The organism is Micromonospora avicenniae, assembly GCF_900156065.1.
Taxonomy (GTDB): Bacteria; Actinomycetota; Actinomycetes; order Mycobacteriales; family Micromonosporaceae; genus Micromonospora; species Micromonospora avicenniae.
This window is the reverse complement of the sequence record NZ_FTNF01000005.1, coordinates 100,756-115,163: the sequence shown is the minus strand read 5'-3', so window position 1 is coordinate 115,163 and position 14,408 is coordinate 100,756. Positions and strand designations below refer to the sequence as shown.

Annotated in this window: 12 protein-coding genes; 6 read left to right on the top strand and 6 right to left on the bottom strand. The window is 74.5% G+C overall.

The annotated features are described in order from the left end of the window. Nucleotides 1-35: 35 nt before the first annotated feature. From BXA10_RS10265 to BXA10_RS10250, 4 genes are all read right to left on the bottom strand, one after another. Nucleotides 36-776 carry an SDR family NAD(P)-dependent oxidoreductase gene (locus BXA10_RS10265; protein WP_076470267.1) on the bottom strand — a complete coding sequence of 247 codons (741 nt, stop codon included), beginning with the start codon at nucleotides 774-776 and terminating at the stop codon, nucleotides 36-38. A gap of 134 nt (nucleotides 777-910) precedes the next feature. Further along, nucleotides 911-1,810: a LysR family transcriptional regulator gene (locus BXA10_RS10260; RefSeq protein WP_076470060.1), complete on the bottom strand. Its 900-nt coding sequence runs from the start codon at nucleotides 1,808-1,810 to the stop codon at nucleotides 911-913. A 53-nt stretch (nucleotides 1,811-1,863) separates the two neighbouring features. Beyond that, a complete protein-coding gene (locus BXA10_RS10255) occupies nucleotides 1,864-3,192 on the bottom strand; it encodes an MFS transporter (protein ID WP_076470059.1) in 1,329 nt (442 codons plus the stop codon). A 77-nt stretch (nucleotides 3,193-3,269) separates the two neighbouring features. After that, nucleotides 3,270-3,752, bottom strand: a complete 483-nt coding sequence (locus BXA10_RS10250; RefSeq protein WP_076470058.1) for a hypothetical protein — start codon at nucleotides 3,750-3,752, stop codon at nucleotides 3,270-3,272. Between the two features lie 76 nt (nucleotides 3,753-3,828). Here BXA10_RS10250 and BXA10_RS10245 point away from each other — a divergent pair, with 76 nt between their 5' ends. The 3 genes from BXA10_RS10245 to BXA10_RS30810 all read left to right on the top strand — a co-directional run bounded on the left by BXA10_RS10245 (nucleotide 3,829) and on the right by BXA10_RS30810 (nucleotide 7,148). Further along, nucleotides 3,829-5,166 (top strand): hypothetical protein, encoded by a 1,338-nt coding sequence (locus tag BXA10_RS10245; RefSeq protein WP_076470057.1) that lies wholly within the window; start codon nucleotides 3,829-3,831, stop codon nucleotides 5,164-5,166. Nucleotides 5,167-5,285: 119 nt separating this feature from the next. Continuing rightward, nucleotides 5,286-6,368, top strand: coding sequence for a Gfo/Idh/MocA family oxidoreductase (locus BXA10_RS10240; RefSeq protein ID WP_076470056.1), 1,083 nt, complete (start codon nucleotides 5,286-5,288; stop codon nucleotides 6,366-6,368). 69 nt (nucleotides 6,369-6,437) lie between these two features. Next, entirely contained in the window at nucleotides 6,438-7,148 is a 711-nt protein-coding gene (locus tag BXA10_RS30810) for a hypothetical protein (protein ID WP_139337951.1), read from the top strand. 72 nt (nucleotides 7,149-7,220) lie between these two features. Here the strand turns inward: BXA10_RS30810 and BXA10_RS10230 are convergent, their stop codons facing one another. Then, the gene (locus BXA10_RS10230; RefSeq protein ID WP_245828214.1) at nucleotides 7,221-8,345 is read right to left on the bottom strand and encodes an FUSC family protein; all 1,125 of its coding nucleotides are present in this window, start codon (nucleotides 8,343-8,345) and stop codon (nucleotides 7,221-7,223) included. Between the two features lie 285 nt (nucleotides 8,346-8,630). Between BXA10_RS10230 and BXA10_RS10225 the strand changes: the two genes are divergently transcribed. From BXA10_RS10225 to BXA10_RS10215, 3 genes are all read left to right on the top strand, one after another. Then, a complete protein-coding gene (locus tag BXA10_RS10225) occupies nucleotides 8,631-11,795 on the top strand; it encodes an AfsR/SARP family transcriptional regulator (RefSeq protein WP_076470054.1) in 3,165 nt (1,054 codons plus the stop codon). Between the two features lie 67 nt (nucleotides 11,796-11,862). Continuing rightward, nucleotides 11,863-12,834 (top strand): ATP-binding cassette domain-containing protein, encoded by a 972-nt coding sequence (locus tag BXA10_RS10220; RefSeq protein ID WP_076470053.1) that lies wholly within the window; start codon nucleotides 11,863-11,865, stop codon nucleotides 12,832-12,834. A gap of 104 nt (nucleotides 12,835-12,938) precedes the next feature. Beyond that, a complete protein-coding gene (locus tag BXA10_RS10215; RefSeq protein ID WP_084752595.1) occupies nucleotides 12,939-13,694 on the top strand; it encodes an ABC transporter permease in 756 nt (251 codons plus the stop codon). A gap of 122 nt (nucleotides 13,695-13,816) precedes the next feature. Here BXA10_RS10215 and BXA10_RS10210 read toward each other — a convergent pair whose 3' ends face one another. Next, a complete protein-coding gene (locus BXA10_RS10210) occupies nucleotides 13,817-14,395 on the bottom strand; it encodes a TetR/AcrR family transcriptional regulator (RefSeq protein WP_076470052.1) in 579 nt (192 codons plus the stop codon). Between the last annotated feature and the right edge of the window lie 13 nt (nucleotides 14,396-14,408).

Sequence of the window (14,408 nt, the reverse complement as noted above, 5' to 3'; positions counted from 1 at the left end):
TGTGGAGCGGGCCGCCGCGACACGGGTGATCAGGGTCAGACGGCGATCCGGCCGCCGTCCACCGGCAGCACCGCGCCGTGCACGAAGCTCGCCCGGTCGCTGGTCAGGTAGGCGATCGCCTCGGCGATCTCCTCCGCCGAGCCGGGCCGGCCGGCCGGGGCCTGGGCCGCCTGCTGGTCGAGAGCGTCACCCATCGGGGCGGTGCCGCTGGTGAGGGTCGGGCCAGGGCTGACCGCGTTGACCCGGACGCCGTGCGAGCCGTACTCGGCGGCCCACGACTTGGTGAGCAGCACGAGCGCCGCCTTGCTCGACCCGTACAGGCCGAAGCCCGGGTCGCCGAACTCGGCGACCATCGTCGTCACGTTGACGATCGCGCCGTGACCCCGCTTTGCCATTTCCGGGGCGAGCTCGGCGACCAGGAAGTACGGCACCTTCACGTTGAGCGAGTACACCGCGTCGAAGGTCGTCCCGCTGGTCTGCGCGGTGGAGCCGTACGGGTAGATCCCGGCGTTGTTGACCAGGATGTCCACCTGACCGGCCACCTCCCGCGCCCGAGCGGCCAGCGACCGAGCCGACGCTTCGTCACCCAGGTCGGCGACCAGGAAGTCGGCGTGGCCACCGGCCGCCCGGATCTCCCCGACCACCGCCTGGCCGCGGCTCTCGTCCCGGCCCGAGACCAGCACGTGGGCACCCCGCTCGGCGAGGGCGAGGGCGGTTGCCCGGCCGATGCCGCTGGTGCCACCGGTCACCAGAGCCACATGTCCCTGCAGTTCCATCGTCTTTTCCACCCACATCTCGTGAAACTTCGGTCAGGGATGTCCCGACCCGTGGATGTAAAGGCGCAGGGCGCTCACAGCTTTCCCACCGCGCTGGTGGAGCCGCTTATGGCCGCCATAAGCGGCCCCGGCGGCTACTCCGGTCCCTGATACTCCAGCGCGGCGATCAGGTGACCGAGGTCCCGCCGGCGGGAACTGGCCGGCCAGGCCGCCCAGGTCCGCCTTACGAGCGGATGCCCGGCCAGGGGCGCCCAGGCCAGCGACTCCGGGATCGGTTGCTGCCAGTTCGGCGGCGCCAACGCGAACGCCCCACCGGCGGTCACCGCGGCGAGCTTCACCGGCGCGATGAGCCCCTGACCCTCGGGCGGAGTGAGGCCCGGGTCGAGACCGTGGCTGCGCAGGATGGCGGTGATCTCGTCGTACCAGACCGGGCTTCCGGAGCGGGGAAAGCCGACCCAGGCCAGCCCGGCGAGGGCGTTCAGCCTGATCCCGTCGGGGCCGACGAGTTTCGCCGCCTGGCCGGCGGCGAGCAGCACTCCCAGGCGTTCCTCGACGACCAGCACGGCATCCAGGTCGGGGCCGACCGGGTGCTCCCGCAGCAGGCCGACGTCGAGATCCCCGGCGCGGAGCGCGGCGAGTTGGTCCGCCGTCGACATGTGCAGGGCCTGGACCCGGGTGGCCGGATACGCGTCGGTCAGGGCGGCGAGCGGGCCGGACAGCAGATCGGCGGGGATCTCCAGCGGGATACCGAGCCGTAGCCGGGCCTCACCCGGCCCGGTGTGCCGGGTGACGGCCGCGATCGCCTGGTCGTACCGGGCGAGCACGGCGCGGGCCTCGGTGAGCAGCGTCGCGCCCGCTTCGGTGGCCTGGACCCCGGTGCTGCTGCGGACGAGCAGTTGCACGCCGAGCTGCCGCTCGAGGCCGTTCATCTGCTGCGACAGCGCCGGTTGACTCACGTGCAACCGACGGGCCGCACCGGAGAGGCTGCCCTCCTCCACCACCGCCACGAACGCACGCATCTCCCGCAGTTCCACGCGCCCATGACACCACGCCCACTGGCGCCGATCGGCGGAACGCACCACCGGCGTCACGTCCGCCACGATCCGCGTTCACCCAGGGACGGTGGATCGGCCGTGACCGTGCGCCCGTCGCCACGGGCACGATCACCGATCCGGGCTTCGACGTACCCGTCACGGTGGTGACCGCGCTCGGCCGGCTCCCTCTTCCACCGTGCGGCGTCGGGGGCTCCGGCGGGGTCGGCCCAGCTCCGCGCGGATCGGCGTACCGCGGCGGCCACGGCGAGCAGGCAGACCGCGGCGGCCACGACGAACGACGGGCGACCGCCCAGGCCGACGGCGGCGGATCCCAGCGGCGTGGCCAGCACGATGGGCCCGAACATGGCGCTGTTGGCGGTGGCGGACACCCGGCCGAGCAGCGCCTGCGGCGTGTTCGTCTGCACCGCGGTGATCGCCGCGACCAGTGTCCACGGCAGACCGACACCGCCGACCACCGCCGCCACGACGACGGCCGACGGCCAGGGCAGGCACCGGCCGAGGCAGGCGGCGGCGAACAACAGCGCACCGACCGTCGCCACCCGTACCGTGCCGTACCGGGACAGGAGCCGCCCGACGACCAGTCCCCCGGCGACCGATCCGGCGCCCTGTGCGCTGAGCAGCACGCCGAGGAACGTGCTCGGCAGGTTCAGGTCTTCGGTGACCACCGAGTAGTTCGCCGCGGCGGCGAAGCCGGACATGGCGATCGAGACGGCGGCGAGCCCGACGGTCACCCGGGTCGCCCGTTGCCCGACCAGGACACGAAAGCCGGCACGCACCCCACCGCGCCGTTCGGGTGGCGCGACGGCCGGAGCGTGGGTCGGCCGCAGGGCGGCGTACAGGACGGCCACCAGCACGGGCGCCACGGCGCAGAACACGGCGACGGCCTGCCCGCCGTGCCATGCGTACAGGCCCGTGCCCAGCGCCGGAGAGATCAGTTTCATGCCCTCCCCGGCGCTGGAGCGCCAGCCGTTGACGTCGGCGAGTTCGGCCGGCGACAACATGGCGGGCAGCAGCGCGGTCTCCCCCGCCTCGATCAGCAGGTAGCTGATCCCGTAGCCGGCCGACACGGCGAAGAGCAGCCAGGCCCGGTCCGGCCCGTGCACCGCCAGCAGGGTCAGTACGGATGCGGCCAGGGCCAGATCGGTCGCGATGAGCAGCGGGCGTCGCGGCAGCCGGTCGAGCACACCGCCCAGCCAAGGACCGGCGAGCTGGGGGCCGTAGAGGCAGAGCCCGGCGAGGGCCGCGAGGCCGGCCGACCCGGTGAGATCGAGGATCCAGATGCCGGTCACCAGGTTCATGGCGCTGCCGCCCAGGCCGGACAGCACGGATATCACCACGAACAGCGCGGCGTTACGTCGCACAGCCCCTCCAAGGGTTGAGCCGGGATGGCTCAGATCCTCGAAGGTGAGTCGGACAGGATCAATACCGACCGAAAGCGTCAACCAATTGTTGACAGCGCGGCGTCCAGCCGGGCGGCGACCGCCTGGACCGGCGCCGGCAGGTGCGTCCGCCCCGCTCGGGTGAGGTCGTCGGCGATGTGCCGGGCCAGGGTGTGCAGCGCACCCGGGTCGGCGTCGTGGGCCACCGCCAGCGTGTCCCGGACGAGCGTCGCGCCCGGAAACCGGCCGTTCCACCGCCGGTCGGCGTCGATCCATTGCTGAAGGTCCGTCACGATCGCGCGCAGCGCCACGAGCCGGGGCGACCAGCCCCGGTCCAGCTCCCGCCGCCGGGCCCGGCGGGCCGCGGCCAGCCGTTGCCGGCGTTGCTCGGCCGCTTGGCGGCTGGTCAGGCCCAGCGCCGAGGCGATCTGCGCCCAGGTCGCGCCGGCGTGCCGGACCCGGTCGATGAGATCCAGCTCCTCCTCGTCGAGGCGCAGCCGGGCGGCCCGTAGCTCGCCCAGCCGGCCCATCTCGTCGACCATCTGTCAACAGTACATTGACACGACGGCGGGAAATCCGGACGACGGAACCCGGACGCGGCTGCGATGATCCACTTTTGTGGAGATCAACAACCGGCCCGAGGCCGGCCCATCAGGGCGGTTCACCTCGCAACACGTATGGTCGGCGATCCTGGCGTTGGCCGGGCTGGCCACCTTCGGCTACGCGCACACCCTGCCCTGGATCGCGGTGCGGCCCGGGCAGGACCTCCATGAGCGGCTGCGCGGGCTCGCCCCGTCCGGCGAGGTACGGACGTACGCCCTGACCGACCTGACGGGTTCCGAGGTCGCGCTCTACCTGGGGTGGCTCGCCCTGTTGTCGGTCCTCGTCCTGGCCTGGGTACGGCCGCAGTGGCGCGACGCCCTGCGGATCGCGGCCAAGTTGTCGACGCTGGCGGTAGTGGCGCTGACCTTCCTGCCGAGCGGGGCCGCGGTGGACGCCAGCGGGTTTCCCCGGGCCGACCGACCGGACAGCACGTATCTCGCCGGCACCTGGCTCGCGCTGAGCGCCCTGGGCCTGCTGTCCCGGGCGGCCCTGTCGGCACTGCCGAGGCCGCACCCGACCGGGACCGCGACCACCACCGCCCCGCCCGACGAGAGCCGCGCTCCGGAAGCCGAGCCTCCGGCCGGGCCGGAACCGGCGGCGAGTGGTCCGGCCACGGCCGGTGCGACCGGCGGCCACGACGGCGAACCGGTCCCACCGTTCGTGACCTCGTCCGACTGGGCTCGGCCGCGCTCCACCTCGCGGCGGCGACCGTGGCTGGTGGGCGCCGCCGCGCTCGGGGTGGTCGCGGTGGTGCTCGTCGCCACCGTGCTGGCCTGGCCTCGGCCGGACCGGTCCGGCGACGGCAGTGCCTCCGAACGGGCGGAGCGCGGCACCGTCGACGCGGCCGGAACCGGCGACGACTCCAGTGGGCTCGGCGCGCTGCTGGTCACGGCACCGGACTACGCGACGCCCGACCTCGCCCCGGTCCGGAACGACAAGTTCGACTCCAGCCGGATCATGACGTTGGACGAGCCCGCCGCGATGCCTGTCCTCGCTCAACTGGCCGGCGTCCGGCACACGGCCGGCAGAGCCTGGACGGCACCGAAGTCCGCCTCGATGATGGTCGTCCTGCTTGAGTTCGGCACCCCGCAACTGGCCGAGGATTTTCAGACGACCTACGCGAACATGGAGCGGCTCAGGCGCAGGAGCAACTCCAACTGGGAGGTGCAGCTCCCGTCCGTACCCGGTGCGGCGGCCTACATCGGCCCGACGGGCGACACGGCGGTCCTGCCTGAGGTGCGCGTGGTCGCGCGGCACGACGACATCGTCGTGCTCGTCACCGCTAGCGGCGGCGGATTGGACCAGGCCGCCACCGCCGCAACCCTGCTGCGCCGCCAGTACGAGCGGCTGTGACAGTTCGGACGGTCCGCGCGGGGTGATCGTCGTCATGCGGCTGACGTCCCGCCGCCAGCGTAGATTCTGTGCCGCCGGGCCGACGTCACCAGGACGTGGCCTGGGCTGCGGAGGATGGCATGACGGGTTCGGCGCAGGCACCGTTGCGGGTGGCGTTGCTGGGTTACGGCCTCGCGGGCCGGGTGTTCCACGCCCCGCTGATCGCCGCGACCCCGGGACTGCGGCTGCACGCCGTCGTGACCCGGGACCCGCAGCGGCGGCAGCAGGTCCGGCAGGATCACCCCGACGCCCGCCTGGTCGACGACGCGGAGCTGCTGTGGCGCTCGCCCGAGGCGCTGGACCTGGTCGTGGTGGCCACCCCGAACCGGCAGCACGTCGCGATGGCCCGGGCGGCGTTGGCCGCCGGTCTGGCGGTGGTGGTCGACAAGCCGCTCGCCGCCACCGCCACCGAGGGCCGGGAACTGGTGGACGAGGCGACCCGGCGAGGCGTACCGCTGACCGTCTTCCAGAACCGCCGCTGGGACGGAGACTTCCTGACCGTCCGCCGCCTCGTCGAGCAGGGCGAGCTGGGACGGGTCACCCGCTTCGAGTCGCGGTTCGAGCGTTGGCGGCCGACGATCAAGCCGGGCTGGCGGGAGAACGCCGCTCCGGACGAGGCCGGCGGCGCCCTCTACGACCTGGGCGCCCACCTCATCGACCAGGCGGTGCAGCTCTTCGGGCCCGTCTCCCACGTCTACGCCGAGGTGGATCGCCGGCGCGCCGGCGCGCAGGTCGACGACGACGCGTTCGTGGCCCTGACCCACGCCGGCGGGGTCCGCTCCCACCTGTGGATGAGCGCCGCCGCCCCGCAGCTCGGCCCGCGGTTCCGCGTCCTCGGTGACCGCGCGGGCTACACCACGTACGGGCTGGACCCGCAGGAGGACGCGCTGCGCGACGGCGGCCGCCCGGGCGACAGCGGCTGGGGCGAGGTGGCTCCCGAGCGCTACGGCCAGTTCGGTGTCGAGGGTGACCTGCGGCCGATGCCGACCGAGCCGGGCCGCTACCAGAGCTTCTACGAGCAGGTGGTGACCGCGCTGCGCGACGGCGGGCCGATGCCGGTGGACGCGCGGGACTCTGTCGACACGGTCTCGCTTATCGAACTGGCGCACCGTTCCTCCGCGGAGGGTGCGGTCCTTCCCGTACCGCCCTCGGCGGCGCGCTGACCACCGGCCGGGTCGGGCTCGCGGTACCGTGCCCGGGTCGGGCGGGCCGTGGCTGCCGGAGGTGCCGGAGTGACCATCGAAACGCGGGTGTCACCCGGAGCGCTGCCACTGGACTACTACCTGCTCCTCGACCGGCCGGACGGGCCCGCTGAGCGGGCCGAGGCGGTGGTCGTCGAGGAGTTCCTCCGCGCGCCCGACTGGTGGACGGTCGGGCTGGGCGGCGCGCTCTGGACGCCGGCGGCCGGCTGGCGGAGTTCCGCGTCGTTCAGCCAGGCCATGCGCGTCGCGCCGGAGGTACGCGCCCGGGTCCGACCGGTCGCGCGGGATGCCGCCGATCGCACCCACCGGCGGCTGGGCGGCGGGCCGCTGCCCGACGAGAGGGTGCTGCGCAGCCACCTTCACGACCGTCAGGTGTTCCCGGCCGCGGCACCGCTGCGGCTGGGCGACACACGGCCACCGGACGGCTGCCACGATCGGCGGGTGTACCGCGTCCTGTTCGCCGGCGAGCTGCCCGCGGACCGGATGGCGGGGCTCGCCGCCCGCTGGCGGCCCGGCGGTGACCCCAGCGGCGACGGCATGCCCGCCGGCCACGGCAGCTTCGGCGACGACCGGTTCAGCTGGACGATGCGCCGGGTCGGCGGGGGCGTCGCCTGGGCGGTCGACCTGACCGTGGAGCTCGCCCGTGCCGCCGACGACGCCGTCGGGCCGGTCCTGCACGAGCTGACCGCCACCGTGCGCCTGGCCGGGCTCATTCCGGTGACGACCGAACGGTTCAGCTGACCGTCGACGAGGCCTGCGTCGGCCGGCGGGGATCGTGGCAGCCGGGTACCGTGCCGGGATGGCGGCGGCCGGTCAGTCGCCGGAGCCGCTCCGGTCGGTCGCCAGCGGTCCGAAGGCGCCCCGTACCAAGCGGTTCGCCTCCTCCTGCTCCACGCCGGTGGCCACGAAGAGGTCGCTGGTGGTGGTCCTGACCTGGGCGACCACCACCGAACCCGAGAAGCCCACCCCGGCTCGGTAGGCCGCACCCGCTCCGGTCACGGCACGCAACGCCGTTCTCCGCGCCTTGTCGGGTTCGTGGCCGGTGGCGAACTCCCGGCGGAGCAGCCGCGTCGCCTCCGCCAGCGCGGAAACCGCGTCCGGGAGGGTGTCCGGGATCGGCTCGGCGTCCTCGATCAGGGTCACCGTGCGGCGGATCAGCGTCCCGCTGTTGCGCATGGCCCGGTCGATCGGCTCCGCCGCCCGTGCGTACCGGGCCACCGGGCCCTGCCGGCTCTCCCAGCGCACCGGGGAGAGGGTGCTCGTCTCCCGCGCGGCCTGCGCCGCCTCGGTGAGCGCCGCGACCTCCTGCTTGTTGTCCCGGAGGCGGTCGAGCGCGGCCTGCGCGGCCGGCCCGTCGCGCCGCCGCAGCGCTTCCGCGGTGACGTCGAGCTGATCGGCGAGGAGGCAGAGCGCCGGCGCGGCCGCTCGATTGATCAGCCGCAGCGGGTGCAGTGGCAGCAGGACCGCGGTCACCGCCAACGACACCGCGCCGCCGACGAGAGCGGCCACGAAACGCGGGAACTCCAGGTTCTCCACCACCGGGCTCAGCGTGCCGATCAGGACCGCCGTGGCGGCGGACTGCACCATGACCGCCGGGCTGCCGCCGAGCAGCACCGCCGCGACGATGGACAGCACCACGATCAGCCCGAGCTGCCACGCCCCCGTCCCGACCAGGTAGATCAGCGCGTCGCCGATGAGCACGCCGACAGCCACTCCGACGATCAGTTCGACCGTACGGCGCAACCGCTGACCGACCGACGCGGCCAGGGCGATCACCGCGGAGATCGGCGCGAAGAGGGGCTGCGGGATGTGCAGCAGACCGTCGGCCACCCACCACGAGATGCCCGCGGCCAGACCGGCCTGCAACGCCAGCCCGCCGCTGGCGCGTACCCGTCGCAGCCGTTCGCCCACCCGGCTCCTGCTGCGCAGCGCGCCCACGGCCCGGCGGTACGCCGCGGCGGCGCGCGGCTCGCCGTCGTCCCTGCGGGCGCTGGTGTCGGCCACGGCCGCATCTACCCTGTGCCGCCGCGCCCAACCGTCACCGCCTCGGGCAGTCCGCCGCTCGTCGTCCGACCCGCCCGGGCGCGGAGGCCGTGGCAGCGGATTCCGGACGTGGCCGTGAGTCGGTGTAGATGGCCGATCCCCGAGCTCGGCCGCCGGGCCCGCGAGCCCGGCGCGGTCCGCCCGTCACGGATCCCACCACGCCTACGGGACAATGGCCCCGTGCGGTTCGGCATCCTGGGTGCGACCGAGGTCTACCCGGCCGACGGTCGCCGGCTCACCATCGGCGGGGCGCGGCTGCGGGCGCTGCTCGCGCTGCTGCTGCTCGACGCGGGCCGCGTGGTGCCCCGCGAACGCCTGATCGACGGCCTCTACGGCGCCGACCCGCCCGCTCGGGCCGCGAACGCACTCCAGTCCCAGGTGTCCCGGCTGCGTCACCTGCTGTCGGCCGGGCCTGTCGATCCGGTGGAGTTCCACCCGTCCGGCTACCGGCTCGCGGTCGATCCGGACGACGTCGACGCGCACCGGTTCACCCGGCTGGTGGACGCCGGTCGGCTCGCGCTCGCCGCGGGCGATCACGGCCGTGCCGCCGGGGAGCTGCGCGAGGCGCTCGCGCTGTGGCGCGGCGAGCCGCTCGCGGACGTGACCGACGCCCCGTTCGCGTCCGCCCACGTGGCCCGGTTGCGGGACCGCCGGCTGACCGCGACCGAGGACCGTATCGAGGCGGAACTCGCCCTGGCCGGCGCCCCGGAGGCCGTCCGGCCCCTGGTGACCGAGCTGCGGGAACTGGTCGCCGCCCACCCGCTGCGGGAACGGCTGTACGGCCAGCTCATGCGCGCGCTGCACGCCGACGGCCGCCGGGCCGAAGGGCTCGCCGTCTTCGCCGACCTGCGTCGGCTGCTCGCCGACGAACTGGGCACCGACCCCTCCGCCGAGCTGGTGGCCGTGCACACGACCCTGCTGCGCGACCGGGCCGATGCCGCGCCGGTGCCGCCGCGGCTACCGCCCCTGCCCGGCCAGCTGACCAGCTTCGTGGGGCGGGAGGAGGAGCTGCGGCGCCTGGCGAAGCTGCTCGCCGAGGCCCGGCTGGTCACGCTGCACGGTCCGGGCGGCGTCGGGAAGACCCGGCTGGCCGTGGAGACCGCCGGGCGGTACGAAGGCGACGTGTGCCTGGTCGAACTCGCCGCGCTGCCTTCGGGGGCGGAGGTGGCCCCGGCGGTGCTGGCCGCCCTGAACCTGCGCGACACCGCGCTACGCGTACCGGGCGGACCGCGCGACGCCGCCGACCGGCTCGTCGCGGCGCTCGCCGACCGGCGGTTGCTGCTGGTGCTCGACAACTGCGAGCACGTTGTCGACGACGCCGCCCGATTCACCGCTCGGCTGCTCGGCGCGGCCCCGTCGGTACGGGTGCTGGCCACCAGCCGGGAGCCGCTCGGACTGACCGGTGAGGCGCTCTGCCCGGTGCTCGGCCTGCCCGTACCGCCGGACGAGACCGAACCCGAGCAGGCACACCGGTTCGCCGCGGTACGGCTGTTCGCCGACCGCGCCGCCGACGTGGCACCCGGGTTCAGCGTCGACCCCGGCACCGTGACGGAGGTGCTGCGGATCTGCCGTACCCTCGACGGCCTTCCGCTCGCCATCGAGCTGGCCGCGGCGCGGCTGCGGGCGCTGCCCGTCGCGGAGGTCGCGGCCCGGCTGGACGACCGGTTCCGGCTGTTGAACCGGGGCAGCCGGGCCGCCGCGCCCCGGCACCAGACCCTGCATGCGGTGGTGCGTTGGAGCTGGGACCTGCTGGACGAACCGGAGCGGCGGCTGGCCCGGCGGCTCAGCGTCTTCGCCGGCGACGCCGACCTGGCGGCGGTCGAGCGGATCTGTGCGCCGCTCGGCGCGGAGGCACTCGACGTGCTGACCGGCCTGGTGGAGAAGTCCCTCGTCGAGGCGGGCGACGGCCGCTTCCGGATGCTGGAGACCGTACGCGCGTTCGCCACCGAACGGCTGGCCGAGGCGGGCGAGGCGGAGCGGCTGCGGCGGGCGCACGTGGCGTACTTCCTCGACCTTGCCCGGGCCGGTGACGCGGGCCTGCGCGGCCCCGCACAGCTCGACTGGCTGCGCCGGCTGGACGCGAACCGCGACGACCTGCACGCCGCGCTGCGCCGGTCGATCGACGGCAGCGACATCACGAGCGGGCTGCGGCTGGTCGCCGCGCTGTCGTTCTACTGGTGGCTGCGCGGGCTGCGCGGCGAGGGGGCCGCGCTCGCCGGCCGGCTGGTCGACCGGCTCGACGGCCCACCCGCCGGGCTCGCCGAGGAGTACGCACTCTGCCTGCTGGTCGCCGCGCTGGGCGTTTCCGGCGGTGAGAACCGGACGGACGTCGGCACGGCCGGTGACATCCTCTGGAGCCTGGGACGCCCCCCGAAGCACCCGTTCCTGCTCTACCTGTCCGGGATGACCGCCGGTCCCCCGTCGCAGCAACGGATGTCGGTGCTGCTCTCCGTGGAGGAGCGACGCACCATGCTCGGCACCGATGCGTGGAGCGAGGCGCTCGGGTCACTCGGTGTCGCCCTGGTGTGGCTGCTGGACGGCCGGTACGACGAGGCCCGGGCGGAGCTGACGGCCGCGTTCGACGGGTTCCGGGCCATCGGCGAACGGTGGGGCATGATCCTGGCGCTCACCACCCTCGGCGAGGCCGCCTACCGGGCCGGTGACCCGGCGGCGGCCACCGGTCCGATGGCGCAGGCCCTGCGGCTGGCCGACGAACTCGGCTCCACGCTCGACACGGCGGAGCTGCTGCGGACCCGGGCGGACGGGCGGCTCGGGGTCGGCGACCTGGACGGGGCGGAAGCCGACTACCAGCGGGTGGTGGCCATCGCGCAGCCGGCCGGAGCGCCGGAGGTGGTCGCGGCGGCCCACTACGGGCTCGGCGAGACCGCCCGCCGGCGCGGTGCTCTCGACGAGGCCAGGCGCCTCTGTGAGCGGGCGGTGGCGGACTGCCCGACCGGCTGGTTCGGTGCGGAGTTCGTCCGGCTCGCGGCGCTGGTCGCCCTCGGCCGGATCGCGGACGCGGCGGGAGACGCGCCGGCGGCGCGCGGCCACTATCGGGAGGTGCTGGGCGCGACCGTGGGCATGTGGGACGCGCCGACCGTGAGCGCCGCGGTGGACGGCCTGATCGGGCCGGTGCTGCGGCGCGGCGAGCACGACCGGGCCGCGCTGCTGCTCGGCGCCGTGTCGGCGGTACTGGCCGGCACGGGCGCCGAGGCCGTGGCACAGGCCGCGGCGGTGACCGGGGCGACCCGCGCCGGGATCGACGCCGACCGGTTCGAACGGGAGTTCGCCCGGGGCGCCGCGCTCGGCCGGGAGCGGGCCCTCGCGCTGCTGGACAGCGCCTGACGAGGCACGGCGCCGGCCGTCAGCGCGCGGTGCGCGGCCGGTCAGCGCGGTCGGCGAGGCTGCCGCCATGACTGATGAGACATCGGCCGTCGTGGCGCGGGGCCTGCGCAAGACGTACGGCCGCACGACGGCCCTCGACGGATTCGACCTGACGGTGCCGCGGGGCACGGTCTGCGGACTGCTCGGCCCCAACGGCGCGGGCAAGACCACCGCCCTGCGGGTGCTGACGACCCTGCTCCGCTTCGACGCCGGTCACGCCCGGGTGGCCGGACACGACGTGACCCGGCGGCCCGAGCGGGTGCGCGCGGCGATCGGCCTGACCGGGCAGTACGCGGCGGTCGACGAGACCCTCAGCGGCCGGCAGAACCTGGTGCTGTTCGGCCGGCTCCGGCACCTGCCCGCGCGGATGGTCCGGCAACGCTCGGACGAGCTGCTCGACCAGTTCGGGCTCACCGACGTGGCGGGACGCTCGGCCGCGACGTACTCCGGCGGCATGCGCCGCCGGCTCGACCTCGCCGCCAGCCTGATCACCACGCCGGAGGTGCTCTTTCTCGACGAACCGACCACCGGGTTGGATCCGCGCAGCCGCAACGGCCTCTGGGACGCGATCCGGACGCTGGTCACCGGCGGCACCACGGTGCTGCTGACCACGCAGTACCTGGAGGAGGCGGACCAACTCGCCGACCGGATCTCGGTGGTGGACGCCGGCCGGGTGGTCGCCGAGGGCACCCCGGCCGAGCTGAAGACCCGCTTCGGCGCGGACCGCATCGAGCTGGTCGTCCGGCATGCCGGACAGCTGCCCGCGGCGGCGGGTCTCGTCGAGCGGGTCACCGGCGGGCAGGTCCACGTCGACCGGGAGACTCGCCGGCTCAGCGCACCCGTCGCGGACCGGATCACCGCGCTCGCGGACCTGCTGCGCGCGTTGCAGGACGCCTCGATCGCGGTGGAGGACGTCGTCCTGCGCCGGCCGACGCTGGACGAGGCGTTCCTGAACATCACCGGACACGGCGCCTCGGAGCGTACGGAGGTGGCGGCGTGAGCACGACAGTCGAGATGGTTCGGCGCCCGTCGAGCGGCGCCGAGCAGGCCCCTCCCTCGGGCGCGCTCGGCCGGCTGCGCTGGGCGGTGGTCGACGGTTGGGTGATGACCGGCCGGAACATGCGGCACGTGATCCGCTCGCCCGAGGAGATCGTTCTCTACTTCAGTCTGCCGATCATGTTCGTGCTCGTCTTCGGATACGTCTTCGGCAGCGGCATGGCGGTGCCCGGCGACGGCAGCTATCGGGAGTTCCTGCTGCCCGGGGTGTTCGTGATGACCATGCTGTACGGCCTGGGGGCCACCGCGTCGCAGATCGCCGTGGACACCGGACGTGGCGTGGTCGACCGGTTCCGTTCGCTGCCGATGGCCCGGTCGGCGCTGCTGACCGGGCGGGCCGGGGCGGACCTGCTGCGGGCGTTGCTGGAGTTGACCGTCCTGGTGGTTTGCGGGCTGCTCGTCGGCTGGCGGTGGCGCAACGGGGTGGGTGACGCGTTGGCCGCCGTGGGTCTGATCCTGCTGCTGCGGCTGGCGTTCACCTGGCTCGGCATCCTGCTGGGCCTGCTCGTGCCGAACCCGGACACGGTGTCGGTGATCGTGTTCCCGTTCGCCTTCCCGCTCACCGCCCTGTCCAACGTGTTCGTGGCTCCGGAGCTGCTGCCGGACTGGTTGGGCGCGATCGCCGCCTGGAACCCGCTGTCGGCCACCGTCGCGGCGGCCCGCGAGCTCTTCGGCAATCCGGGCACCGGTGGGGAGTCCTGGGCCGCACAGCATGCGCTCCTGCTGGCCGTCGGCTGGCCGGTGCTGCTGATCGCGGTGCTCGCGCCGCTCGCCGTCCGGCGCTACCAGCGGTTGAGCCGCTGACCCCTGGGCCGGCCGGCGGCACAGGCGCCGGACTCGGCGGCACACCTCCGCCGCCGGCTCCGACGCCCGGCCGGACTTCTGAGTCGGCGGGCGCGAGGGCCCGGTCCGGGCTTCGGGGCGGACTATCCGACGCCGGCCGGGAAGACGACGTCGAGTTGCGCGTCCAGCACGGCCAACGCCTGCTCGGCGGTGTAGTGGCCGCCGAGCAGGTAGACGCCGAGGCCCTCCATCAGCGCCAGCAGGCCCGCGGCCCGCTCCTGCTGCCGCGGCCCGGGCAGGAGACCCGCCACGAAGTCCGTCAGGTCCCGGGTGTCCTCGCGCAGGCTGGCGGCGGCCTCGGGCCGTACGGCGGTGTAGGCGAGGAACGCCAACGCGACCCGCCCGTCGGCGCGGGACTCCTCGGTGAGCGGCAAGATCGTGGCGAACATCGTGCGCAGCAGCAGCCGGGGTGGCGGCTCCTCGCCCAGCCGGACGATCGCCTCGGTCACCCGCGCCTGGTTGCGCTCCCGCACGACGGCCATGGCGAACGCCATCATCTCGTCCTTCGTACGGAAGTAGTGCTGGACCATGCCCGACGAGACGCCGGCCTCGGCCGCCACGTGGCGCAGGCTGACGGCCTCCAGCCCCTGCCGGGCAGCCACCCGCATCAACGCGTCGGCGATGAGTGTGCGCCGCGCCTGGTGGTCGACCTTCTTGGGCATGGGCCTCATGCTG

What these genes read in the sequence shown, in the direction of transcription:
- BXA10_RS10265 (WP_076470267.1), bottom strand. Translation starts at nt 776, where the DNA reads ATGGAACTGCAGGGACATGTGGCTCTGGTGACCGGTGGCACCAGCGGC.
- BXA10_RS10250 (WP_076470058.1), bottom strand. Translation starts at nt 3,752, where the DNA reads ATGGTCGACGAGATGGGCCGGCTGGGCGAGCTACGGGCCGCCCGGCTG.
- BXA10_RS10240 (WP_076470056.1), top strand. Translation starts at nt 5,286, where the DNA reads ATGACGGGTTCGGCGCAGGCACCGTTGCGGGTGGCGTTGCTGGGTTAC.
- BXA10_RS10220 (WP_076470053.1), top strand. Translation starts at nt 11,863, where the DNA reads ATGACTGATGAGACATCGGCCGTCGTGGCGCGGGGCCTGCGCAAGACG.
- BXA10_RS10215 (WP_084752595.1), top strand. Translation starts at nt 12,939, where the DNA reads ATGACCGGCCGGAACATGCGGCACGTGATCCGCTCGCCCGAGGAGATC.
- BXA10_RS10210 (WP_076470052.1), bottom strand. Translation starts at nt 14,395, where the DNA reads ATGCCCAAGAAGGTCGACCACCAGGCGCGGCGCACACTCATCGCCGAC.